Source organism: Streptomyces hyderabadensis (genome assembly GCF_020404845.1).
Classification (GTDB): Bacteria; Actinomycetota; Actinomycetes; order Streptomycetales; family Streptomycetaceae; genus Streptomyces; species Streptomyces hyderabadensis.
The window spans coordinates 38,026-59,242 of record NZ_JAIOJZ010000029.1; the positions used below are offsets into that span (position 1 = coordinate 38,026).

23 protein-coding genes are annotated in these 21,217 nt (G+C 71.6%); 5 read left to right on the top strand and 18 right to left on the bottom strand.

Annotation, left to right across the window (positions count from 1 at the left end; genetic code table 11):
- From K7854_RS22390 to K7854_RS22400, 3 genes are all read right to left on the bottom strand, one after another.
- On the bottom strand, window positions 1-996 hold the full coding sequence (locus K7854_RS22390; protein WP_226028335.1) for a methionine synthase: 996 nt from the start codon (window positions 994-996) through the stop codon (window positions 1-3).
- A 167-nt stretch (window positions 997-1,163) separates the two neighbouring features.
- Window positions 1,164-1,853, bottom strand: a complete 690-nt coding sequence (locus tag K7854_RS22395) for an SDR family oxidoreductase (RefSeq protein WP_226028336.1) — start codon at window positions 1,851-1,853, stop codon at window positions 1,164-1,166.
- A gap of 27 nt (window positions 1,854-1,880) precedes the next feature.
- Window positions 1,881-2,420, bottom strand: a complete 540-nt coding sequence (locus tag K7854_RS22400; RefSeq protein ID WP_226028337.1) for an LOG family protein — start codon at window positions 2,418-2,420, stop codon at window positions 1,881-1,883.
- Window positions 2,421-2,516: 96 nt separating this feature from the next.
- On the opposite strand from K7854_RS22400, the gene K7854_RS22405 reads away from it, so the two are divergent.
- Both K7854_RS22405 and K7854_RS22410 read left to right on the top strand, forming a co-directional pair.
- Window positions 2,517-2,858, top strand: a complete 342-nt coding sequence (locus K7854_RS22405; RefSeq protein ID WP_226028338.1) for a DUF427 domain-containing protein — start codon at window positions 2,517-2,519, stop codon at window positions 2,856-2,858.
- A 37-nt stretch (window positions 2,859-2,895) separates the two neighbouring features.
- Complete coding sequence (locus tag K7854_RS22410; RefSeq protein ID WP_226028339.1) at window positions 2,896-3,675, top strand: alpha/beta fold hydrolase; 780 nt, start codon at window positions 2,896-2,898, stop codon at window positions 3,673-3,675.
- Between the two features lie 43 nt (window positions 3,676-3,718).
- On the opposite strand, the gene mnmA is transcribed toward K7854_RS22410, so the two are convergent.
- Window positions 3,719-4,849, bottom strand: a complete 1,131-nt coding sequence (gene mnmA / locus K7854_RS22415; protein ID WP_226028340.1) for a tRNA 2-thiouridine(34) synthase MnmA — start codon at window positions 4,847-4,849, stop codon at window positions 3,719-3,721.
- A gap of 60 nt (window positions 4,850-4,909) precedes the next feature.
- Between mnmA and K7854_RS22420 the strand changes: the two genes are divergently transcribed.
- A complete protein-coding gene (locus tag K7854_RS22420) occupies window positions 4,910-5,653 on the top strand; it encodes an N-acetylmuramoyl-L-alanine amidase (protein ID WP_226028341.1) in 744 nt (247 codons plus the stop codon).
- 28 nt (window positions 5,654-5,681) lie between these two features.
- On the opposite strand, the gene K7854_RS22425 is transcribed toward K7854_RS22420, so the two are convergent.
- The 3 genes from K7854_RS22425 to K7854_RS22435 form a co-directional block, all read right to left on the bottom strand.
- Window positions 5,682-6,851 (bottom strand): cysteine desulfurase family protein, encoded by a 1,170-nt coding sequence (locus K7854_RS22425; protein WP_226028342.1) that lies wholly within the window; start codon window positions 6,849-6,851, stop codon window positions 5,682-5,684.
- A 90-nt stretch (window positions 6,852-6,941) separates the two neighbouring features.
- Window positions 6,942-7,235 carry a DUF4190 domain-containing protein gene (locus tag K7854_RS22430; protein WP_226028343.1) on the bottom strand — a complete coding sequence of 98 codons (294 nt, stop codon included), beginning with the start codon at window positions 7,233-7,235 and terminating at the stop codon, window positions 6,942-6,944.
- Window positions 7,236-7,284: 49 nt separating this feature from the next.
- Window positions 7,285-7,452 carry a hypothetical protein gene (locus K7854_RS22435; RefSeq protein WP_226028344.1) on the bottom strand — a complete coding sequence of 56 codons (168 nt, stop codon included), beginning with the start codon at window positions 7,450-7,452 and terminating at the stop codon, window positions 7,285-7,287.
- Between the two features lie 115 nt (window positions 7,453-7,567).
- Here K7854_RS22435 and K7854_RS22440 point away from each other — a divergent pair, with 115 nt between their 5' ends.
- Window positions 7,568-8,194: a TetR family transcriptional regulator gene (locus tag K7854_RS22440; protein WP_226028345.1), complete on the top strand. Its 627-nt coding sequence runs from the start codon at window positions 7,568-7,570 to the stop codon at window positions 8,192-8,194.
- A gap of 12 nt (window positions 8,195-8,206) precedes the next feature.
- Here K7854_RS22440 and K7854_RS22445 read toward each other — a convergent pair whose 3' ends face one another.
- Both K7854_RS22445 and K7854_RS22450 read right to left on the bottom strand, forming a co-directional pair.
- Complete coding sequence (locus K7854_RS22445; protein WP_226028346.1) at window positions 8,207-9,067, bottom strand: thioesterase family protein; 861 nt, start codon at window positions 9,065-9,067, stop codon at window positions 8,207-8,209.
- 25 nt (window positions 9,068-9,092) lie between these two features.
- On the bottom strand, window positions 9,093-9,836 hold the full coding sequence (locus tag K7854_RS22450; RefSeq protein ID WP_226028347.1) for a TioE family transcriptional regulator: 744 nt from the start codon (window positions 9,834-9,836) through the stop codon (window positions 9,093-9,095).
- A 58-nt stretch (window positions 9,837-9,894) separates the two neighbouring features.
- On the opposite strand from K7854_RS22450, the gene K7854_RS22455 reads away from it, so the two are divergent.
- A complete protein-coding gene (locus K7854_RS22455) occupies window positions 9,895-11,097 on the top strand; it encodes an erythromycin esterase family protein (protein WP_226028348.1) in 1,203 nt (400 codons plus the stop codon).
- 7 nt (window positions 11,098-11,104) lie between these two features.
- Here K7854_RS22455 and K7854_RS22460 read toward each other — a convergent pair whose 3' ends face one another.
- From K7854_RS22460 to K7854_RS22500, 9 genes are all read right to left on the bottom strand, one after another.
- Window positions 11,105-11,764, bottom strand: a complete 660-nt coding sequence (locus tag K7854_RS22460) for a trimeric intracellular cation channel family protein (RefSeq protein WP_125628708.1) — start codon at window positions 11,762-11,764, stop codon at window positions 11,105-11,107.
- Window positions 11,765-11,842: 78 nt separating this feature from the next.
- Window positions 11,843-13,138: an ABC transporter ATP-binding protein gene (locus K7854_RS22465; RefSeq protein ID WP_226028349.1), complete on the bottom strand. Its 1,296-nt coding sequence runs from the start codon at window positions 13,136-13,138 to the stop codon at window positions 11,843-11,845.
- A 23-nt stretch (window positions 13,139-13,161) separates the two neighbouring features.
- A complete protein-coding gene (locus K7854_RS22470; protein ID WP_226028350.1) occupies window positions 13,162-14,259 on the bottom strand; it encodes an ABC transporter ATP-binding protein in 1,098 nt (365 codons plus the stop codon).
- A complete protein-coding gene (locus K7854_RS22475; protein ID WP_127892511.1) occupies window positions 14,256-15,254 on the bottom strand; it encodes an ABC transporter permease in 999 nt (332 codons plus the stop codon). Before K7854_RS22475 ends, K7854_RS22470 begins: the two co-directional genes overlap by 4 nt.
- Window positions 15,255-15,362: 108 nt before the next feature.
- Entirely contained in the window at window positions 15,363-17,165 is a 1,803-nt protein-coding gene (locus K7854_RS22480; RefSeq protein WP_226028351.1) for an ABC transporter substrate-binding protein, read from the bottom strand.
- Window positions 17,166-17,236: 71 nt separating this feature from the next.
- The gene (locus K7854_RS22485) at window positions 17,237-18,244 is read right to left on the bottom strand and encodes an ABC transporter permease (RefSeq protein WP_226028352.1); all 1,008 of its coding nucleotides are present in this window, start codon (window positions 18,242-18,244) and stop codon (window positions 17,237-17,239) included.
- Between the two features lie 371 nt (window positions 18,245-18,615).
- Complete coding sequence (locus K7854_RS22490) at window positions 18,616-19,413, bottom strand: enhanced serine sensitivity protein SseB C-terminal domain-containing protein (protein ID WP_226028353.1); 798 nt, start codon at window positions 19,411-19,413, stop codon at window positions 18,616-18,618.
- 168 nt (window positions 19,414-19,581) lie between these two features.
- Complete coding sequence (locus tag K7854_RS22495) at window positions 19,582-20,349, bottom strand: enhanced serine sensitivity protein SseB (protein ID WP_226028354.1); 768 nt, start codon at window positions 20,347-20,349, stop codon at window positions 19,582-19,584.
- Window positions 20,350-20,427: 78 nt separating this feature from the next.
- Window positions 20,428-21,096, bottom strand: a complete 669-nt coding sequence (locus tag K7854_RS22500) for an AAA family ATPase (RefSeq protein ID WP_226028355.1) — start codon at window positions 21,094-21,096, stop codon at window positions 20,428-20,430.
- Between the last annotated feature and the right edge of the window lie 121 nt (window positions 21,097-21,217).

A 21,217-nucleotide genomic window follows, 5' to 3' on the forward strand; every position in this document is an offset into this window, starting at 1 on the left:
TTACTCTGGGTTGTCCGCGAGAGATCTTGCCGCCCGGACGCAGTGGGCGAGCGCGCGCCGGGCGTAGTCCGGGGAGGCACCCGCGAGGCCGCACGCGGGGGTGACGGTGACCGCCTCCGCGAGCAGCTCCGGACGCAGCCCCAGCCTGCGCCACAGCGTTCTGACACCCATGACGCTACCGGCAGGGTCTGACAATGCCGTGTCCGTGCCCGGCACGACACCGGCGAAGAGCCGGGTGCCGCCCTCGACGGCCTCGCCGATCGCGTCGTCGTCACGCTCGGTGAGGAGCGAGAAGTCGAAGGAGACGCCCGCGACGCCCGCCCGGCGCAGCAGGGCGAAGGGCACGTCCGGCGCGCAGGAGTGGACCACGACGGGGCCCGCGTCGTGCGCCCCGGCGACCTCGCGGAGGGTCGCCTCCACCACCTGGCGGTCGACGGCGCGGTGGGTGCGGTAGCCGCTGGCGGTGCGGATCTGTCCGCGCAGGACCGCGGTGAGGGACGGCTCGTCGAGCTGGAGCACGGGGCGGGCGCCGGGGACGCGGCGGCGGATCTCCGCCAGGTGCAGGCGCAGGCCCTCGGCGAGCGAGGCGGCGAGGTCGCGGCAGGCGCCGGGGTCGGAGAGGACCGCCTCGCCGCCCCGCAGTTCCAGTGCGGCGGCGAGCGTCCACGGGCCGACGGCCTGGACCTTGAGCGGGCCCTCGTAGCCCTGGGTGAACTCCTCCAGGGCGTCGAGGTCCTCGCCCAGCCAGGCCCGGGCCCGCTTGGTGTCCCGGCCCGGGCGGTCGCCGAGCCGCCAGCCGCTGGGCTCCACGCGCGCGTACAGCTCGACGAGCATCCCGGCGGTGCGGCCGATCATGTCGGCGCCGGGGCCGCGGGCGGGCAGCTCGGGGAGGAAGGGGAAGTCCTCGAAGCTGCCGGTGGCGGTCTTGGCCGCCTCTCGGGCGTCGTGGCCCGGGAGGCTGCCGATGCCGGTGGCGGGGGCGAAGTCGTCGTTCACGGGGCAAGCGTACGCAGGGGTGCGGGGCTGGATTTCGCCCCCGCCGCCCCTTCCCTGTCCCGTCCCCGGGGGCTGCCGCCCCCGGGCCCCCGGTTTCGGCCCTGGACGGGCCTCGTCCTCAAGCGCCGGACGGGCTGGATTTCCACTCCGGCGTCCCGAAGCGGCCCTTACCGTCCCGGGCGCACCGTCAGGTCGTTGACCTCCGCGTCCCTCGGGAGGTCGAGGGCCATCAGGATGGTGGTGGCGACGGACTCGGGGTCGATCCACTTCTCGGGGTCGTACTCCTTGCCCTCCTGCTGGTGGACCTTGGCCTGCATGGGGCTGGCGGTGCGGCCGGGGTAGACCGAGGTGACGCGGACGCCGTTCGCGTGCTCCTCCTGGCGCAGGGCGTCGGCCAGGGCCTTCAGGCCGTGCTTGGAGGCACCGTACGCGGCCCAGCCGGCGTGGGCGTTCAGGCCCGAGCCGGAGTTGACGAAGATCACCTGGCCCTGGGCGACGCGGAGCTGGGGCAGCAGCAGGCGGGTCAGCTCGGCGGGGGCGACCAGGTTGACGTTGAGCTGGTGGAGCCAGGTCTTCGGGGTGAGGTCGCCGACCGCACCGAGGTCGACGACCCCGGCGATGTGCAGCAGCGAGTCCACCCGGTCTGGCAGAGCCTGGTGCGACAGGGCCCAGGACAGCTTGGCCGGGTCGGCGAGGTCACCGACCAGGGTCTTGGCTCCGGGGAGCGCGGCGGCCAGTTCCTTGGCGCGGCCCGCGTCGCGCGCGTGCAGCACGACTTCGTCGCCGCGCTCGTGCAGGCGGCGGGCGACGGCGGCGCCGATGCCGGAGCCCGCTCCGGTGATCACATGTGTAGCCATGCCCGCCATGCTCGCACCACCGGCGTCCTACTCGATGCCCTGGCTCTCCTCCAGGTAGGCGAGCGCGCCGACCGGCTCCTCGGCGAAGAACACCAGCTCGGTGAGGGGGCGGGGCAGGAAGCCCTCGTCCTCCATGCGGCGGAACTGCTCCCTGAGGCCGTCGTAGAAGCCCGCGGTGTTGAGCAGGACGACCGGCTTGTCGGTGTGCCCGTGCTTCTTCAGCTCCAGGATCTCGGTGGCCTCGTCGAGGGTGCCGGTGCCGCCCACCATGATGACCACGGCGTCGGCCTTCTCCAGCAGCAGCCGCTTGCGCTCGGCCAGGTCCTTGGCGATCACCATCTCGTCGGCGCCCTCGCGCGCCTTGGCCGCCAGGAAGTCCACCGAGACGCCGAGCAGCCGTCCGCCGGCCTCCTGCACGCCGTCGGCGACCACCTTCATCAGGCCGACGTCGGAGCCGCCCCAGACCAGGGTGTGCCCGCCCTTGCCGAGCAGTTCGGCGAACTCCTCGGCGGGGCGCGTGTAGCGCTCGTCGAGGTCGGCGGCGGAGAGGAAGACGCAGATGTTCATGGCCTCCACCGTACGGCCCGGTCCGGAGGGGAAGAACCCGGACTCCGGGGACGCTGTAGTGACGTGACGCAGACCACTGCCACCAGGAGGACGACCGTGACCAAGGGACTCAAGGGACTCAAGGGACACGTCATCACCGTCGAGCCGAGCGACCGGCACGTGCGCGTGGTGCACGGCGGGCAGGTGCTCGCGGAGAGCGACGACGCGTTGGTGCTGCACGAGACGGGCTGCCCCGACCGGTACTACCTCCCGGCCGACGACGTACGCCTCGACCTGCTGAAGCCGTCCGGCACGACCACCCACTGCCCGTTCAAGGGCGACGCGTCCTACTGGTCGCTGCCGGACGCGGCGGACCTGGTCTGGGCCTACCCGGACCCGAAGCCGGAGGTCGCCGAGATCAAGGACCACCTCTGTTTCTACGAAGTCGAGGTGTCCTGAGCGATGAATCACCTGCCGTAGGGCAGTCTGCACAGGCATGGAGAAGACGACTGTTTCGCGCGACGGCACCCGCATCGCCTACACCCGCTCGGGGCGGGGACCGGGTGTCGTGCTCGTCAGCGGCGCCATGTCGACCGGTGCCACGATGGCGCCGCTGGCCGCCGAGCTGTCGGACCGTTTCGACGTCACGGTGTACGACCGCCGGGGGCGCGGCGAGAGCGGCGACACGGCGCCCTACGCGGTGGAACGCGAGATCGAGGACCTGGCGGCGCTGATCGAGACGGTGGGCGGCGAGGTCTCGCTGTACGGCATGTCGTCGGGCGGCGCGCTGGTGCTGCGGGCGGCGGCGAGCGGCCTGCCGGTGCGCCGGGTCGCCGTGTACGAGGTGCCGTACGCGATGGACGACGCCGCCGCGCGGGCCGCGGCCGAGTACACCGAGCGCCTGACCGAGGTGCTGGGGCAGGGGCGGCGGGGCGACGCGGTGGAGCTGTTCCTGCGGCACACGGGGCTGGGCGAGGAGATGATCCGGGGTGCCCGGCAGTCTCCCATGTGGGCGGGGATGGAGTCGCTGGCGCCGAGTCTTGCGTACGACGCCGCCGTGCTGGGCGACAGCCGGGTGCCCGCGTCCGCGATCGCGTCGATCTCCGCTCCCCTGCTGGTCCTCGCGGGCGGCGCGAGCGACGCGTGGTGGCACGAGGCCGCCCGCGCGATCGCGGACGCCGCCCCGGAGGGCACCTACGGCACCGTGGACCGGCAGACCCACATGGTGGAGCCGGGCGTGCTGGCGCCGGTGCTGGCGGAGTTCCTGGCGGGGTGAGCCGGCGCCGTCGAGGTCGCCCCCGGGTGTCCGGGCCGACGGGTCAGGCCGCGCCGGCCGTCGCGCGCGTGGTGGACGCGATCGTCGCCGAGCCCACCACGCGGGTGCCGTCGTACAGCACGATCGCTTGCCCGGGGGCGACGCCGCGGACCGGCTCGGTGAAGGTCACCTCCAGGGTGCCGTCGACCAGTTCGGCGCGGACCTCGGTCTCGCCGCCGTGGGCGCGGAGCTGGGCGGTGTAGGTGCCGGGGCCGGTGGGGGCGGCGCCGCACCAGCGGGGCTTGATCGCGCGCAGGGCGTCGACGTCGAGCGCCTCGGCCGGACCGACCGTCACCGTGTTGTCGACCGGGGAGATGTCCAGGACGTAGCGGGGCTTGCCGTCGGGGGCCGGGGTGCCGATCCTGAGGCCCTTGCGCTGGCCGATGGTGTAGCCGTAGGCGCCCTCGTGGGTGCCCAGCCGGTTGCCCGCCTCGTCGACGATGTCGCCCTCGGCCTTGCCGAGGCGCTTGGCGAGGAAGCCCTGGGTGTCGCCGTCGGCGATGAAGCAGATGTCGTGCGAGTCGGGCTTCTTGGCCACCGCCAGGCCCCGGCGCTCGGCCTCCGCGCGGATCTCGTCCTTGGTGGTGACCGTGTCGCCGAGCGGGAACATCGCGTGGGCGAGCTGGCGGTCGTCGAGGACGCCGAGGACGTAGCTCTGGTCCTTGGCCATGTCGGAGGCGCGGTGCAGCTCGCGGGTGCCGTCCTCGCGCAGGATCACCTGGGCGTAGTGACCGGTGCAGACGGCGTCGAAGCCGAGCGCGAGGGCCTTGTCGAGGAGGGCCGCGAACTTGATCTTCTCGTTGCAGCGCAGGCACGGGTTGGGGGTGCGGCCGGCCTCGTACTCGGCGACGAAGTCCTCGACCACGTCCTCGCGGAAGCGGTCGGCGAGGTCCCACACGTAGAACGGGATGCCGATGACGTCGGCGGCGCGGCGGGCGTCCCGCGAGTCCTCGATGGTGCAGCAGCCCCGGGCGCCCGTGCGGAAGGACTGCGGGTTGGCGGAGAGCGCCAGGTGGACGCCGGTCACGTCGTGCCCCGCCTCGGCCGCGCGGGCGGCGGCGACGGCGGAGTCGACTCCGCCCGACATGGCGGCGAGGACGCGGAGGGGACGGGTGCGCTGCGGGGTCTCAGTCATAACCCCTCCAGAGTACGGGGAGGCGGGAACCGGAGCGCGCGAGTATGCGTTGAAGATCGCATGGGGGCGAAGCAGGGATCCACGAGCGGGTCCACACCGGGCGGGTCCGCGGGTGGCGGGTCCACGAGCGGCGGCTCGGCGGACGGCGACCGGCGCATCGGCCGCCGCGCGCTGATCGTCGGCGGTGCGGCGGCGGCCGTGGGCACCGGTGTGCTGGCCCGCGACGAGCTGGCCCGGCTGTGGTGGCGGCTGCCGGGCGTCGAGCGGCCGCGTGAGGAGGGCGTGGTCGACTACGCGGGCGCCCGCTGGGTGGCTGCGTCGGACGCGAACTGGCGGCGGGCGGACCGGCCGGACGACTTCGGCATCGACATGGTGATCGTCCATGTCACGCAGGGCAGTTTCGACAGCGCGGTGCGGGCCTTCCAGGACCCGGGCCACCAGGCGGCCGCGCACTACATCGTCGGGCAGGACGGGCGCGTCACCCAGATGATCCGCGAGCTGGACGTGGCGTACCACGCGGGCAACCGCGACTACAACGAACGCAGTGTCGGCATCGAGCACGAGGGCTTCGTGGACCGCCCGCAGGACTTCACGGACGCGATGTACGCCTCCTCCGCGCGGCTGACGGCGGGGATCTGCGCGCGGTACGACATACCCGTGGACCGCGAGCACATCCTCGGCCACGTGGAGGTGCCGGGCACCGACCACACCGACCCGGGGCCGCACTGGGACTGGGACCGGTACCTGAAGCTGGTGCGGCGGGCGGCCACGAGCGGCCCGTCGAAACCGCCGACCAAGGCCTGAGCCCCGACGTCGGCACTCGCGGCGGCGCCTACGACAGCCCGGCCGCCCTGGCCCGCTCCACCGCGGGGCCGATCGCCTTGGCCAGCGCCTCCACGTCGGCCTCGGTCGAGGTGTGGCCGAGCGAGAAGCGCAGGGTGCCGCGGGCCAGGTCGGGGTCGGTTCCGGTGGCCAGCAGGACGTGGCTGGGCTGGGCGACCCCCGCGGTGCAGGCGGAGCCGGTGGAGCACTCGATGCCCTGGGCGTCGAGCAGCAGGAGGAGCGAGTCGCCCTCGCAGCCCGGGAAGGTGAAGTGGGCGTTGGCCGGCAGGCGGCCCCCGGGCGCCGGGTCGCCGCCGAGGATGGCGTCCGGCACGGCGGTACGGACCGCCTCGACCAGGTTGTCGCGCAGGGCACCGATCTCGCGGGCGAACCACTCGCGCTGCTCGGCGGCGAGGCGTCCGGCGACGGCGAAGGAGGCGACGGCGGGGACGTCGAGGGTGCCGGAGCGGACGTGGCGTTCCTGCCCGCCGCCGTGCAGGACGGGCACCGGGGTGTGTTCCCGGCCGAGCAGCAGCGCGCCGATGCCGTAGGGGCCGCCGATCTTGTGGCCGGAAACGGTCATGGCGGCGAGCCCGGAGGCGGCGAAGTCGACCGGCAGCTGACCGAAGGCCTGGACCGCGTCGGCGTGCAGCGGCACGTCGAACTCGGCGGCCACGTCGGCCAGTTCACGGATCGGCATGATCGTGCCGATCTCGTTGTTGGCCCACATCACGGTGGCGAGCGCCACGTCGGCGGGGTCGCGGGCGATGGCCTCGCGCAACGCCTCCGGGTGGACCCGGCCGTGGGCGTCGACCGGCAGGTACTCGACGGTGGCGCCCTCGTGCTCGCCGAGCCAGTGGACGGCGTCGAGGACGGCGTGGTGCTCGACGGGGCTGGCCAGGACCCGGGTGCGGGCCGGGTCGGCGTCGCGGCGGGCCCAGTACAGGCCCTTGACGGCGAGGTTGTCGGCCTCGGTGCCGCCGGAGGTCAGGACCACCTCGCTGGGACGGGCGCCGAGCGCCTCGGCGAGGGTTTCGCGGGCCTCCTCGACGGTGCGCCGTGCCCGGCGGCCGGACGCGTGGAGGGAAGAGGCGTTGCCGGTGACGCCGAGGTGCGCGGTGAGTGCCTCGACTGCCTCGGGCAGCATCGGGGTGGTCGCGGCGTGGTCGAGGTAAGCCATGGTGCGGCCGATTCTACGGGGCGCTTCCGCCCGGTCTCAGACCAAGGTTGGCCTCGTCGCGCGGTGGTCCGGACCCGGCGGCGAGGTGGCTCACAGGCTCCACGACATCGTGTTGTCGGCGGACATGAACGCCACCAGGACCAGCAGGTCGGCGACGCCCAGGCCGAGACCGAGAAGGGCCCGGCCGCGGCGGGCGGTGCCGCGCCAGAGGGCGACGCTCGCCAGGGCGATGGCGATGGGGCCGAGGAAGACGTTGAGGACGAGCAGGCCGAGCAGGCCGAGCACGAAGGACGCGACGGCCATGCCGTCGGTGTCGTGGATGCCGGTGCGACGGGTGGTGCGGGGGCTTTCGGTGGTGCGGTGGGCCGGTGCGGTGAGCTGCATGGTGTTCTCCCTGCTGTGCGTCGGTGGACCGGGCGTCGGTGGAGGTGCGTCAGTGGGCGGAGGTGCTCCGTCGGCGGCCGTGCCGCTCGCGGAGGGCGAAGATGCCGAGCCAGACCGCGATGACCAGGCCGGCGGCGACGGAGAAGGTGAGCGGTGCGTGGGCGACGGTGCCCATGACCAGCCCGAGGAGCAGGAGTGCGACGACGAGAAACAGCATGGAGCGGATCCCCCAGACTTCGGTGAACGGTTGTGGTTACAGTTGTTCACTGACTTCTCAGTCTAGCGCGCCGCACGGCTTTTCAATTCCAGAGAACAGTTGTTAACTGCATGGCATGAGTCACACCCCCGGCGTTCGACAGGCGCAGAAGCAGAAGACCCGGCAGGCGCTCCTGGACGCGGCGCTCGGCCTGCTGGAGGAGCAGAGCCTGAGCAGCCTGGGACTGCGCGAGGTCACCCGTGCCGTGGGCGTCGCTCCGACCGCCTTCTACCGGCACTTCCACTCCACGGCGGACCTCGGTGTGGCGCTGGTCGAGGAAGCGCTGGGCAGCCTGCACCCGATGATCCGGACCACGATGGCACCGGCCGAGGACGACGACGAACGCATCGCCCGCGCGGTGGAGTTGATCGCCGGGCATGTGGCCGCACACCCGGCCCACGTCCGCTTCGTCGCCCGCGAGCGGCACGGCGGGGTGCAGCCGGTACGCCGGGCCATACGGGAGCAACTGGCGCGGTTCGCCGAGGAGGTGCAGGCCGAGCTGGCCACGGACGCGTCGGCGGCGGGCTGGAGCGAGACCGACCTGCGGATGCTGGCGGGGCTCTACGTCGACCAGATGCTGATCACGGCCTCCCTCTTCCTGGAGACGCTGGACGCCCCGGAAGACGAACGCCGCCGGGCCGTCGAGACGGCACGGCGGCAACTGCGGCTGATCAGCGTCGGCCGCAGACACTGGCTGGACTGAGCGGCCCCCGGGTCAGCCGAGCCGGACCCGGGCCAGCTGGCGGGACTGGGCGACCAGGCGGTCGGCGCTGTCCCAGACCTCGGCATCCTCCTCCAGGAAGCCGCCGGCGAGGTTGCGCGTGGTGATGGCGACCCGCAGCGGGCCCGGCGCCGGCCGGCACCGCACGTGCGCGGTCAGCTCGACCGTCGGCACCCAGCCCTTGAGCCCCAGCTCGAAGGCGGTCGGGGGCAGCGCGTCCACCGCGAGGAGCAGCGAGAGCGGGTCGGCGTCCCGGCCGTCGGCGAGGCCGAACCAGGCCCGCATCTCGCCCCGGCCCGAGGGCTGCCCAAGCGCCCAGCCCAGGGTGGCGGGGTCGAGCTTGAGCATCAGCCGGTCGGTGATGGCCGAGCTGCCCTCGACGGGGGCCGGGCCGTCCTCCGGGCCGAAGCACTGGTCCATCGGCGGGATCACGGGCGGCTTCGCCGAGGTCCGGACGTCGTCCGGCAGCGCGTCGAGGTCGCCGTAGGACGCGAGGACGCGGATGCGCTCGACCTCGTTGCCCTCGTCGTCGTACTGGAAGAGGGAGGCTTGGCCGGTGGAGAGGGTGCGGCCGGTGCGGACGGTCTCGGTGCGCACCACCGCCGGGCCCGGCCGGGAGGCGGTGAGGTAGTGCGCCGAGATGGTGAAGGGGTCGGGGTGCGGGAGCGCGTCGCCGAGGGCCCGGCCCAGGACGGCCAGCAGATACCCGCCGTTGACGGCGTTGATGATCGTCCAGCCGGCCGACAGGTCGAGGTCGTAGACGCCGGGGGCGCGTCGGGTGACGGCGGTGTCCCGGTCGAACTCGCTGGCGCCGATGGTGGCCCGTACGGCCGCTGCGGAGGCTGCTTCTGGCATGACTGCACGGTACAACAGGAAACTACTAAGCGGTAGCTTTCCGCGTCCGTTCCCGTGCGCGCAGATACGCGTCCAGTTCCGCCGCGCCGGCCACCATCGCCCTGCCACGGGCGGTCACCCGGTCGCGCCACTCGTGCAGGGCGGGCTCCAGCGGCTCCACTCCCCCGGCCGACCTGACCTGGGCGACGACCGCCGCGATCCGCTCCAGCGGGTAGCCGCCCCGCCTGAGCTGGCGGGCGAGGCGGGCGTCCCGGACGTCGGCCTCGTCGTAACGGCGGTATCCGGTCACCGGGTCGCGCCGCGGGCGCAGCAGGCCGGCCCGCTCCCACTTGCGCAGGGTCGCGGGCCGGATGCCCAGCTCCGCCGCGAGCGCCCCGATGAACCCGCCGGCGGCCCCGGGCACCGCCCCGGCCGCCTCGGGCACCAGGTCGCGCAGCGCACCCTGCACGGTCTCCAGCGTCCGCCGGTCGTCGAGCAGCCGGGCGTGGCTCTCGTCGATCAACCGGAGCGCTTCGTCCACCGCGCCGTCGTTCACCTCCCGCAGCACCGCCGCCGCCGTCCGGTGGCCGTGGCCCGCCAGCAGGGCGAGGAACGCGGCCAGGGCGTGGGCGTGCAGCGGAGTGTAGACGCGGTAGCCGTGGGCCGTGCGCTCGGCGGCCGGGAGGATGCCGGCCGCCTCGTAGTTCCTGACCGCCTGTGCCGACAGACCGTGCGGACGGGCCAGGTCGACCGGCCTGAGCCGACCCCCGTTTTGAAGGTTGGCGGCCAAAGTTCCCACACCTCCGCGGCCAGGTTTCAACCGAAGGTTCAACGATAGCGTTGAATGCATGGCCGAACGCATCCAGGACATCGCCCGTCCCCTCGACGCCGCCGCCCTGTTGCGGCTGCTCCCGGCACCGCCCCGGCTGCTCGCCCTGGGCGAGCCCACCCACGGCGAGGACGCCCTGCTCGACGTGCGCAACGACGTCTTCCGGCAACTCGTCGAGCAGCACGGCTACCGGACGATCGCGATCGAGAGCGACTGCCTGAAAGGGCTGGTCGTGGACGACTACGTCACCCGGGGCCGCGGCACCCTCGACGAGGTCATGGCGCACGGGTTCAGCCACCCCTGGGGGCCGAGCGCACCCAACCGGGAGCTGGTGCGCTGGATGCGCGCCCACAACGAGGACCGGCCCGCTGACGAGCGGATCCGCTTCGCCGGCTTCGACGGCCCGCTGGAGATCACCGGCGCCGCGAGCCCCCGCCAGTCCCTCACCGCGCTCCACGGATACCTGTCGGCCGAGGTGGACCCGGCCCTGCTCCCCTGCACCGCCGAGACGCTGGACCGCCTGCTCGGGGCCGACGACCGGTGGACCGAGCCCGCGGCGATGACGGACCCGGCCCGCTCGGTCGGGCGCTCGGCAGGGGCCGGGGAGCTGCGGACGCTCGCCGCCGACCTGGTGTCGCTGCTGGCGGAGCAGGCACCGCACCTGCTCGCGACCGGCCCGCGTGACGACTGGGACCGGGCGCGCCTGCACGGACGTACCGCCACCGGACTGCTGACCTACCACTACTGGATGGCCGACGCCTCCCCGGCCCGCATGACCAGGATGCTGGGCGTGCGGGACCGGATGATGGCCGGCAACCTCCTCGCGCTCGCCGAGCGCGGGCCCACGCTGGTCCACGCCCACAACGCCCACCTCCAGCGCGAGCGGAGTTCGATGCGGATGTGGCAGGGCCCGGTGGAATGGTGGAGCGCCGGTGCGCTCGTCGACGCCCGGCTCGGCGGGGAGTACGCCTTCGTGGCCACGGCGCTCGGCACGATCCGGCACCAGGGCGTGGACACCCCGCCGCCGGACACCGTCGAGGGGCTCCTGTACGCGCTTGCCCAGGACCCCTGCGTCGTCGGCGCCGGGCGGCTGGCCGAGGCCCTCGGCGACCCGCGGCCCGCGCCCCGGGTCTCCCCCTGGTACGGCTACGCCCCGCTCGACCCCGGCCACCTGGACTCGGTGGACGGCGTCGTCTTCGTCAGGGACATGCCCCGCCCCTAGGGCCTGCTCAGTCCCCCTCCACCACCGTCGACCTGCGATTCCAGGCGCGCGGGGCCCGCCAGTGGTAGCGCAGGGCGAGCAGCCGCAGCACGAAGGCCGTGACGACCGCGAGCCCGCTGGTGAACGGGGTGAGCGCCTCGTAGCGGATGCACAGGGCGACCATCGCCGAGCCGACGATCGCCGGGACGGCGTACAGGTCGCGGTCCCAGCGCAGCAGCGAGGGCACCTCGTTGGCCAGCACGTCGCGCAGGACGCCGCCGCCGACCGCGGTGGTCAGGCCCAGGCAGGCGGAGGCGGTCAGGCCGAGGCCGTAGTCGTACGCCTTGGTGGTGCCGGCGACGCAGAACAGGCCGAGCCCGGCCGCGTCGAAGATGTTCACGCCGGTCTGCAGGCGCTCCACGTGCGGGTGGAGGAAGAAGACCAGCAGGGTCGCGAGCAACGGGGTGAGGAAGTACCCGAGGTCGGTGAAGGCGGCGGGCGGCACCGCGCCGATCACCAGGTCCCGGAACAGCCCGCCGCCGAGTGCGGTGACCTCGGCGAGGACGGCGATGCCGAAGACGTCGAAGTTCTTGCGTACGGCCAGCAGCGCGCCGGAGATGGCGAAGACGAAGATGCCGACCAGGTCGAGCGTGTGCTGGACGGTGGGGCTGAAGAGTTGCTCGTACACCCTTCCATTCTTACTCGACAGTGAGCCCCTGCCTTGCAAACGAAGGCAGGGGCTCAGTGGCAGGGCGGGTGAGTGAGGTCACTTCCCCTTGGCGGGGGGCTCCTCGCCGGCAGCGGGCTCGTCGCCGCTCTCGGCGGAGGGCTGGTCGCCGTCCGGCTCGGCGCCCTCAGCGGCCTCGGCCTCGGTGGTCTCGCTCTCGGTCGGCTCGGCCTCCGCGCCCTCGACCTCCGCGGCCACCGCCGCCGAGGTGGCCGCCGACTCGGCCAGCGCCTCCTCCGACACCAGCTCCGCCGCCTCCTTCGCGGCGGAGAGCAGGACGACGTCCTGCGGGGCCTGGTCCTCGAAGTTCTCCGGGTGGTGGCAGGCCACCTGCTGGCCCGGCCGCAGCTCCTTGAGCGGCGGCTCGGTGGTGGTGCAGATCTGCGTCGCCTTCCAGCACCGGGTGTGGAAGCGGCAGCCGCTCGGCGGGGCGATCGGCGAGGGCACGTCGCCCTTGAGCAGGATGCGCTCGCTCTTGGCCGACTTGCGGGCCGGATCCGGGATCGGGACGGCCGACATCAGCGCCTTGGTGTACGGGTGCATCGGCGTCTTGTAGAGCAGGTCGCGGTCGGCCAGCTCCATGATCTTGCCGAGATACATCACCGCGATGCGGTCCGAGACGTGCCGGACGACGGACAGGTCGTGCGCGATGATCACGTACGTCAGGCCCAGCTCGCTCTGGAGGTCGTCGAGCAGGTTGACGACCTGGGCCTGGATCGACACGTCGAGCGCGGAGACCGGCTCGTCGGCCACGACCAGCTTCGGGTTGAGCGCGAGCGCCCGGGCGATGCCGATGCGCTGGCGCTGACCGCCGGAGAACTCGTGCGGGTAGCGGTTGTAGTGCTCGGGGTTGAGACCGACCACCGACAGCAGCCGCTGGACCTCCTTCTTGACCCCGCCCTCGGGCTGCACGCCCTGGAGCTTGAAGGGGGCGCTGACGATCGTGCCGATGGTGTGGCGCGGGTTCAGCGAGGAGTACGGATCCTGGAAGATCATCTGCACGTCGCGGCGCAGCGGACGCATGCCGCCGACCCCGAGGTGGGTGATGTCCTTGCCCTGGAACTCGACCTTGCCCGCGGTCGGCTCCAGCAGCCGGGTGATCAGCCGGCCCATGGTCGACTTGCCGCAGCCGGACTCGCCCACGACGCCCAGCGTCTCGCCGGCCTTGACCTCGAAGTCGATGCCGTCGACGGCGCGGACCGCGCCGACCTGGCGCTGCAGCAGGCCCTTCTTGATCGGGAAGTGCTTCTGCAGCCCGGTGACCTTCAGCAGGGTGTCACCGGGGGCGGCGTCCTTGGTGAGGGTGGTGCCGCTGGTCTGTGCGGGGATGGTCACCGCTTTGTCCTCTGCCTGGTCGCTCACAGCTTCGGCGCAATCTCTTCGGTCCAGATACGCTCCCGCTGCTCCTGCGACATGTGGCAGGCGGCCCAGTGCTTGCTGCCGACCTCGGTCAGCTCGGGGCGGACCGTGCGGGTGACGTCGTCCTTGGGCACGTCGGCGTACGGGCAGCGCGGGTTGAAGGCGCAGCCGGACGGGAGGTTGATGAGGGAGGGCGGCGAGCCCTTGACCGGGATCAGGCGCTCCTGCTGGTCGCGGTCGAGCCGCGGCATCGAGCCCAGCAGGCCCCAGGTGTAGGGGTGCCGGGGCTCGTAGAACACCTTCTCCGCCGGACCGCGCTCCACGCACCGGCCGCCGTACATCACCAGCAGGTCGTCGGCCAGCTCGGCGACGACGCCCAGGTCGTGGGTGATGATGATGACCGCGGAGCCGAACTCCTTCTGCAGGTCCCGGATGAGGTCCAGGATCTGCGCCTGGACGGTGACGTCCAGGGCGGTGGTCGGCTCGTCCGCGATGAGCAGCTCGGGGTTGTTCACCAGCGACATCGCGATCATCGCACGCTGGCGCATACCGCCGGAGAACTCGTGCGGGTAGCTGTCCACCCGCTTGTCGGGCTGCGGGATGCCGACCCGGTCGAGCATCTCCACCGCGCGGCGCTTGGCGGTCTTCTTGTCCACCTTGTGGTGGATGCGGTACGCCTCCACGATCTGCTGGCCGATCGTGTAGTACGGGTGCAGCGCGGACAGCGGATCCTGGAAGATCATCGCCATCTCGCGGCCGCGCAGCTTGCGTACGTGGTCGGGGTCGGCGGACAGCAGCTCGGTGCCGTCCAGCCAGATCTCGCCCGATATCTGCGCCTTGCGCTTGCCGTACTGGCCGGCGGTGTGCAGACCCATGATGCCGAGCGAGGTCACCGACTTGCCGGAGCCGGACTCGCCCACGATGCCGAGGGTCTTGCCCTTCTCCAGCTGGAAGGAGAGCCCGTCGACGGACTTGACCAGGCCGTCGTCGGTGGGGAAGTGGACCTTGAGGTCGCGTACTTCCAGGAAGGCGGTCGGCGCGGGCGAGGTGCCGGTGGGCTCGCCCACCGCGGCCCCGCTCTTGCTCAGTTCGGTCATGCGAGCCTCACTCGGGGGTCGATCACGGCGTACAGGACGTCCACCACGAGGTTGGCGATCAGCACCGCGAGAGAAGTGATCAGTACGACGCCCAGGATAAAGGGCAGGTCGTGGTTCTGGATCGCGTCCAGCACCTTCTGGCCGAGGCCGGGGAGGCTGAACGTGGTCTCGGTCAGGATCGCGCCGCCCATCAGGGCGCCGAGGTCCATGCCGAGCATGGTGAGCAGCGGGGTCAGGGTCGAGCGCATCGCGTGCTTGCTGATGACGACCTGTTCCTTGAGGCCCTTGGCCCGCGCGGTGCGGATGTAGTCCTCGCCGAGGATCTCCAGCATGGTGGCGCGGGTGATCCGGGCGTACATCGCGGCGTAGAGGAAGGCCAGCGTGATCCAGGGCAGGATCATGCCGCCGAGCCAGCCGCTGAAGCTCTCCTCGAGCGGTACGAACTCGCCGTCGATCCAGCCCAGTCCGTAGGAGAAGATCGCCAGGCTGAGCAGACCGGTGAAGTAGATGGGGAGGGAGACACCCGCCAGGGCGACGACCATCGCGCCGCGGTCCCACAGCGTGCCGCGCTTGAGCGCGGAGAGCACACCGGCGGCCACGCCGAAGATCAGCCACAGCACGGCGGCGCCGAGCGCGAGGGCCAGGGTCACCGGGAAACGCTCGGTCAGCACCGGCCAGACCGACTGCTCGGTCTTGAAGGAGTAGCCGAAGCAGGGCGCGGCGCAGTGGGTCACGTCGCCGCCGGCCGCGTAGGTACGGCCCGCGAAGATGCCCTTGAAGAACTCCCAGGCCTGGACGAAGACCGGGTCGCCCAGACCCAGCTTCTGCCGCACCCCCTCGACGGCGGCGGGGTCCGCCTGCTTGCCGACGAAGTTCAGGGCGATGTCGACCCCGGCCCACTTGGGGACGAGGAAGAAGATGCAGAAGACCACCAGGATGATGACCACGAGCATCACTGCGGCGGCGAACAGCCGCCTGATGAGGTAAGCGAGCACGGGTTGCGGCCCGCTGCGCCCCGCGGGCCGCCGGAGGTTGTCCGGCGGCCCGCGGTCACGCCGCGCCGGCCTTCACCTGCCTTTCGTGCCGTACGGCGGGTGTACCGGTTACTTCTTGGGGTTCTTCAGACCGATGTTCACGAAGTCGTACATACCGCTGTAGGCGTCGGTGGTGTACACGTTCGCGATGTTGCTGGAACGCCAGTTGATGAACTTCTCGAAGACGAAGGGCAGGTAGTACGCGCCCTCCATCACCTTGTGGTTGATCTCAGTGGCGATCTTCGTCTTGCCGGCGTCGTCCAGCTCGGTCAGGTAGTCGGCGAAGAGACCGTCGATCTTCGGGTCGTCGATCATCGCGAAGTTGTTGTTCGCGCTGTCGAGGATGTAGTCGCTGTGCCACAGCGGCAGACCGTAGCCCTGCACGGACGGGAAGTCCGGGCCCCAGCCCATGATGATGATGCCGTAGCCCTTCTTCTTCACGTTGGTGGGGCTACCGATGACGCTGGCGTACTGCGAGCCGTCGTACTGGTCGATCTCGACGTCGATCCCGACCTTCTTCAGCGAGGCCTGGAGGGACTCGGCGGTGGCCACCTCGACCGGCTTGTTGTTGCGGACCGCGATGGTGGTCTTGAAGCCGTTCGGCTGGTTGCAGGCCTTCAGCTCTTCCTTGGCCTTCTCGACGTTGCCCTTCTTGTTGGCACCGGCCATCTCGTACGGGTCGTACTTCTGGCCCTCGGCGCCCGGAACGGCGGGCGGCAGCATGTTGGTGCCGATGTCACCGCCGGCCTTCGGGCCACCGCGCGCAGTCTGCAGGGAGACGTGGTCGGCCCCGTAGAGCACGGCCTTGCGGCAGTGGATGTTGTCGAACGGCTTCACGTTCTGCGGGAACGCGGCGTACCGGATGTAACCCGAGACCGGGTTGTCCAGGTTGCCCTCATGCTCCTTGAGCGCCGTGGTGCGGCCCTGCGGGGACAGACCGGTCTGCGCCAGGTCGATGTCGTAGTCGCCGGCGATCAGGCGGGCGTCCATGTCGTTGGCGTTGGTGAAGAACTTGATCGTGATCTTGTCCGGGTACGCCTTGCGGACCGGGTCCGAGCTCTGCTTCCACTCGGTGTTGCGGACCAGGGTCAGGTCCTTGCCGGGGTTGTAGGACTCGAACTTGTACGGGCCCGAGGAGAACGGGTGCAGGCCGTACTTGGACTTGGTGTCCTTGTCCTGGCGGACCGGGGACGCCGAGGTCAGCGCGAGCATCTCCTCGAAGTCCGAGTTGGCCTTCGGCAGGTGGAAGATGATCGTCTTGTCGTCCGGCGTCTCGATCGCCTTCAGGCCGAGCTTGTCCTTGGACGTGTCCTTGTACGGACCCTTGTACTCGTCCGAGGGGTCGAGCACCTCCTTGAGGTACGTCGGACCGCCGGACAGCACGTCCTGCGCCCAGACGCGCTCGATGCCGTACTTGACGTCCTTGGAGGTGATCGGCTTGCCGTCCTCCCAGGTGACGCCGTCACGCAGGGTGTACGTGTAGGTCTTGCCGTCGTCCGAGACCTTGGCGACGTCGGTGGCGAGGTCGGGGGTGACCTCGGCACCGGTCTTGCCCGGCTCCGTCTTGTTGGTGACGAGCTGGCGGCTGTAGTAGCGGGAGAAGTTCCACATGAAGCCGTAGTAGCCGCGCGTGGTGTCCCACGAGTCGGCGTCCTGCGTGCTGGCGAACTTCAGCGTGCCGCCCTTCTTGGCCTCGGAGGCCTGGGCGACCTTGTTGTTGGCTGCGTCGTAGCCGGCCGCGCCGTTCTTCGAACCGCCGCTGCCGCTGTCGTCGCCGCCTCCGCCGCACGCCGCCGTGGTCAGCAGCGCGGCGACCACTGCGGCAGCGGCCAAAGCCTGCTTGCGCCGCCCTGAGGTGCGTTGGGTAGTCACGATCTCGGATCCTCCGGATTAGATGAGAGACCCCGTGCAGGTGCCACGGGTCGCTTTGCGGTACGGCAGGGTCAGCGGGAGCCCTTCGGGTCCAGCGCGTCGCGCACGCCGTCACCGAAGAGGTTGAAGGCAAGAACGGTGATGAAGATCGCCACACCGGGGACCACCATGTACATGGGGTCCGACTTGTAGTAGTCGATCGCGCTCGAGAGCATCTGCCCCCAGGACGAGGTGGGCGGCTTGACGCCCACGCCCAGGAAGCTGAGCGCCGCCTCGGTGAGGATGTTGGTGGGGATCATCATCGTGGTGTAGACGATGATCGGCGCCACCAGGTTGGGCAGCAGTTCCTTGAACAGGATGTAGAACCGTCCGGCCCCCAGTGACCTGGCCGCCTCGACGTACTCCCGTTCACGCATGGAGAGGGTCTGGCCGCGGACCACGCGGCCGATGTAGGGCCAGCCGAAGAAGCCGATGACCACGATCATCATGAGCAGGCGCACGCCCGTGCCGCTCAGCCCCAGCATGGAGTCCGGCATCACGGAGACCAGGGCGATGATGAACAGCAGCTGCGGGAAGGCCAGCAGACCGTCCATGATCCGGCTGATGAGGGAGTCGACCCAGCCGCCGAAGAAGCCGGCGAGGACACCCAGGACGGTGCCGATGACCACGGCGACCATGGCGGAGAGGAAGCCGACGAGCAGGGAGATCCGGGCGCCGTGGACGATGCGGGCGAAGATGTCACGGCCGTTGACCGGCTCCACGCCGAGCCAGTGGTCGCCGCTGACGCCGCCCAGGGAACCCGTAGGGGTGCCGAACAGCGGGTCGATCATGTCCTCGTTGTACGCGTTGGGATCCTGCCCGTACAGGGAGGTGATCAGGGGCGCGAAGACGGCGACCAGGATGAGGACCAGCACCACGATGCCGCCCGCGAGGGCCAGCCGGTCCTTCTTCAGGCGCTCCCAGGCGATCCGGCCCAGGGAGCGGCCTTGTACCGACTTGGCCTCGGCGCCGGCGACCGCCGCTTCCTCTGCCGCACTCGGGGCCGCTTCCGCGGTCGGCTCGTGCAATGGTGCCGTCATCTGGCAGGGACCCCTCTCAACCGGCGGTAGCCGGCCCGCACTTGCCGCTGTAGCGGCGTGATCAGTCCGTCGTACAAAGAGGCGAGCATCCACCCCTTGTTGCGGGAGTCTTCAACGCTTTGGCGATCTGTAGCCAGAGTTGACGGGGAATGGATGCGCAACCGTGATGCTGTTTGAGGTGTTCCGTTATCCGGACAGTGGGTAACGGGGGCCGGACACGGGCGAGTTGGACATCGGGGACAACGCGGTGGTTTGCGTCGTCATCTACGCGCGAAGATCGCCTCTGTCCGCCCGGTTCGCGGACCGGCCCGGGTTCCGGTTCGGTCCGCGGGCCGGGACCGGACCAGGTTCCGGTCCGGCGGGAGCGGCCGTCAGTAGCGGCTACCGGCGGGAGGGTATCCGTCCCCGCCCGCCGGTGCCTGGGCGGGGGCGGCCGCGTGGGCCTCGCGGTCGTAGAACGGGCGCGCGTTGGCGCGCAGCCACAGGGCGACCGGGTCGTGGGCGTCGGTCATCGCCACCGTCGACACCGGCAGCCCGTCCGGCACCGCGCCGACGGACTGCTGCATCATCGCGCGCACCGCGTCGACGGCCGGCGGGGAGGTGTCGTACACGTCCAGGCCGATGGCCAGGTACGGCGCCCCCAGCGCCGGCTGCACCCAGGCGCGGCGCAGCGCGCGGACCGCCGGGGTGCGGTGCGCGTTCTGCGCGAGCAGGGCGTAGAACTGGGGGATCTCGATGGCCGGTTCGGACAGCCGGAGCGGCCCGGCGGGCTGGCGGTCCAGGCCGGAGGCGATGCGGCGCAGGTCGAGCCAGGGGATGCCGACGCCGCCGCCGGGGGCGTGCGGATTGAGCCACAGGCCGTAGTGGTCGGGGTAGAGGGCGCGGGCGACCTCCAGGCCGTCGACCACCTCGTACGACCGGTTCCAGCCGCTGGCCGACAGCTCCTGGGCGGAGGTCACGCAGGGGGCGTAGCCGTAGCCGTCGACCTCCATGTTCCCGTACTGGGCGTCCGGGGAGCCGGCCTGGCCGTGCCACAGCAGCATCCAGACCTGGCCGGAGGTGGGGGTGGCCAGGGCGCGCAGCAGGGCCTCGTAGGCGTCGTAGCGCCCGGGCGTCACCTGGCGCAGCATGTGCTCGACCTGTCCGGTCGTGGTGCCGCTGGCGCTCACGTGTATCGCCCCTTCGAGAAGTTCCCCCGGTGTCGGGTCCAGCTTAAGGCTCCGCCGGGTGCGGGGGAGGTTCGGAGCTCGGGGTGTGCGGTCCTTGTTCGGCTGCGGCGCCGTCGTGGCTTGTCGCGCAGTTCCCCGCGCCCCTGACGGCGTTTCCCATACCGGTGTTTACAAGTCACCGTTGTAGAAGGGCCTGACCTTCTCCCGCATCCAGTCGCAGACCGGGTCCTGGGCTGCTTCCAGGAGGATCAGGTTGACCTGCCACTTCAGGGGGGACCTGGCGAGGGCGCGGCCGAGGGCGTCCAGGGGGAGGGCGCGGGCGTCGCCCTCCCAGTGGGTGAGTTCGACGCCGACGAACAGGACCGGGTCGGCGGTCTCGACGGCGGCCAGGCAGCGGCGCGCGGTGCGCACGACGCCGATGGCAGCGAACTCCGCGGAGGCCGCGGCCAGGAAGTCCACCGGGTCGTCCTGCCAGTCCGGCTCGAAGAGGCGGACCCGGCCGCCGGAGGCCGGTCCGTCCAGCGGGGTGCGTCCGGCGCGGCACAGCTCGGCCACGGCGGGCGGCGGCAGCGGGATGCCGGCCACGCCCTCCGGGTTCACCGCGATGCCGACCTGCGGGGGCAGGCCGCGGGCGAACTCCACGGCGGGGGCGATGGTGTACGCCATGTGCGCCCCGGCGACCTGGCGCAGCTGCTCCTCGGAGCTGAACACCGGCACGTAGGCCTGGCCGTCGATCTCCAGCGAGGGCAGGTCGAGGGGGCCGCTGTGCGGGCCGCCGCCGTTCGGCAGGGGTATCCACAGGAAGCTGCGGCCGAGGACCTCCACGATCCGGCCGCCGGCCGACGGGATGCCGAGGGAGGCGGACAGCACCTCCTCCAGCTCGTTGCCTGGCCATCCGCCGTGCGAGTGGGGGTGCGCCTGTGCCGGGAAGTCCATCTGCCTACCTACCGCCTGCCTGGTACCGCCGTTCGTGGCTGAAAGGCTAACCCGGTCGGCCCCGGGCCCTGCCGTGCGTCACCCCGTGAAGGCGATCCTGCGGAGGGTGTCGGCCGCCGCCCGGTCGAGGACGACCGCGGAGGCGCAGCCGCCGGGCAGGGTGCCTTCGGTCACCGCGCGCAGCAGGCGGGAGTTGGCCGTGCGGTGCCGCAGGAACGCGTACCGCGAGACGCCGCGGCCGCGCTCGCGCTGGCCGGCCAGGGCCTGGTCGGGAGCGACGTCGAGGAGCAGCAGGTGCAGGGTGCCCTCCCGGCGGCGGGCCTCGCGGGCCAGCCAGCCGCGCACCCAGGCCTGGGTGCCGCAGTCGTGCACGACGACGCCCTCGCCGGAGCGCAGCGCGCGGCGCAGCCCCGCGTAGTGGGCGAGGCGGACCAGGGGGCGGTAGAGCGCGTACGGCAGGAAGCGCGGCATGCGGCGGTCCCAGCGGTCGCGGGTGTCCTGGGAGTCGATGCGGCCGCCGCGCACGGTGCGCCGCATCAGCGTGGACTTGCCGCTGCCGGGCAGGCCGGTGATCACCACCAGGTCCCGGGGGCCGAAGAGGAGGGCGTGCGGGCTGCGGCCGTCGCGGTCCCTGAGGTCCCGGACGACGGGTGCGGGCAGTGGGGCGCATGCCTCGGGCGCCGGAGCGGCCGACTGCTTGGGCAGCGCGAGTCCCGAGGTGGTGGCGTACGCCGTGGTCCTGTTCACCGTGATCGTCCTCCCCTGGGGCGGTACACGAGTACCTCCCCGTCGAGTGTAAAGAGAAGGTAATGCGCGGGTCTCGCGTTTTCGTTCGCTTACTGCCACAAGCCGGTTACAGATCACGGTC

Bases quoted from the DNA above. Each gene is read 5' to 3' on its own strand.
- K7854_RS22435 (WP_226028344.1), bottom strand. From the start codon at position 7,452: ATGCTGTTTCTCGTCGTCGCACTCCTGCTCCTCGGGCTGGTCATGGGC.
- K7854_RS22445 (WP_226028346.1), bottom strand. From the start codon at position 9,067: ATGCCAGAAGCAGCCTCCGCAGCGGCCGTACGGGCCACCATCGGCGCC.
- K7854_RS22495 (WP_226028354.1), bottom strand. From the start codon at position 20,349: ATGGACTTCCCGGCACAGGCGCACCCCCACTCGCACGGCGGATGGCCA.
- K7854_RS22425 (WP_226028342.1), bottom strand. From the start codon at position 6,851: ATGGCTTACCTCGACCACGCCGCGACCACCCCGATGCTGCCCGAGGCA.
- K7854_RS22410 (WP_226028339.1), top strand. From the start codon at position 2,896: ATGGAGAAGACGACTGTTTCGCGCGACGGCACCCGCATCGCCTACACC.
- mnmA (WP_226028340.1), bottom strand. From the start codon at position 4,849: ATGACTGAGACCCCGCAGCGCACCCGTCCCCTCCGCGTCCTCGCCGCC.
- K7854_RS22420 (WP_226028341.1), top strand. From the start codon at position 4,910: ATGGGGGCGAAGCAGGGATCCACGAGCGGGTCCACACCGGGCGGGTCC.
- K7854_RS22470 (WP_226028350.1), bottom strand. From the start codon at position 14,259: ATGACCGAACTGAGCAAGAGCGGGGCCGCGGTGGGCGAGCCCACCGGC.
- K7854_RS22395 (WP_226028336.1), bottom strand. From the start codon at position 1,853: ATGGCTACACATGTGATCACCGGAGCGGGCTCCGGCATCGGCGCCGCC.
- K7854_RS22400 (WP_226028337.1), bottom strand. From the start codon at position 2,420: ATGAACATCTGCGTCTTCCTCTCCGCCGCCGACCTCGACGAGCGCTAC.
- K7854_RS22485 (WP_226028352.1), bottom strand. From the start codon at position 18,244: ATGACGGCACCATTGCACGAGCCGACCGCGGAAGCGGCCCCGAGTGCG.
- K7854_RS22440 (WP_226028345.1), top strand. From the start codon at position 7,568: ATGAGTCACACCCCCGGCGTTCGACAGGCGCAGAAGCAGAAGACCCGG.
- K7854_RS22430 (WP_226028343.1), bottom strand. From the start codon at position 7,235: ATGCAGCTCACCGCACCGGCCCACCGCACCACCGAAAGCCCCCGCACC.
- K7854_RS22455 (WP_226028348.1), top strand. From the start codon at position 9,895: ATGGCCGAACGCATCCAGGACATCGCCCGTCCCCTCGACGCCGCCGCC.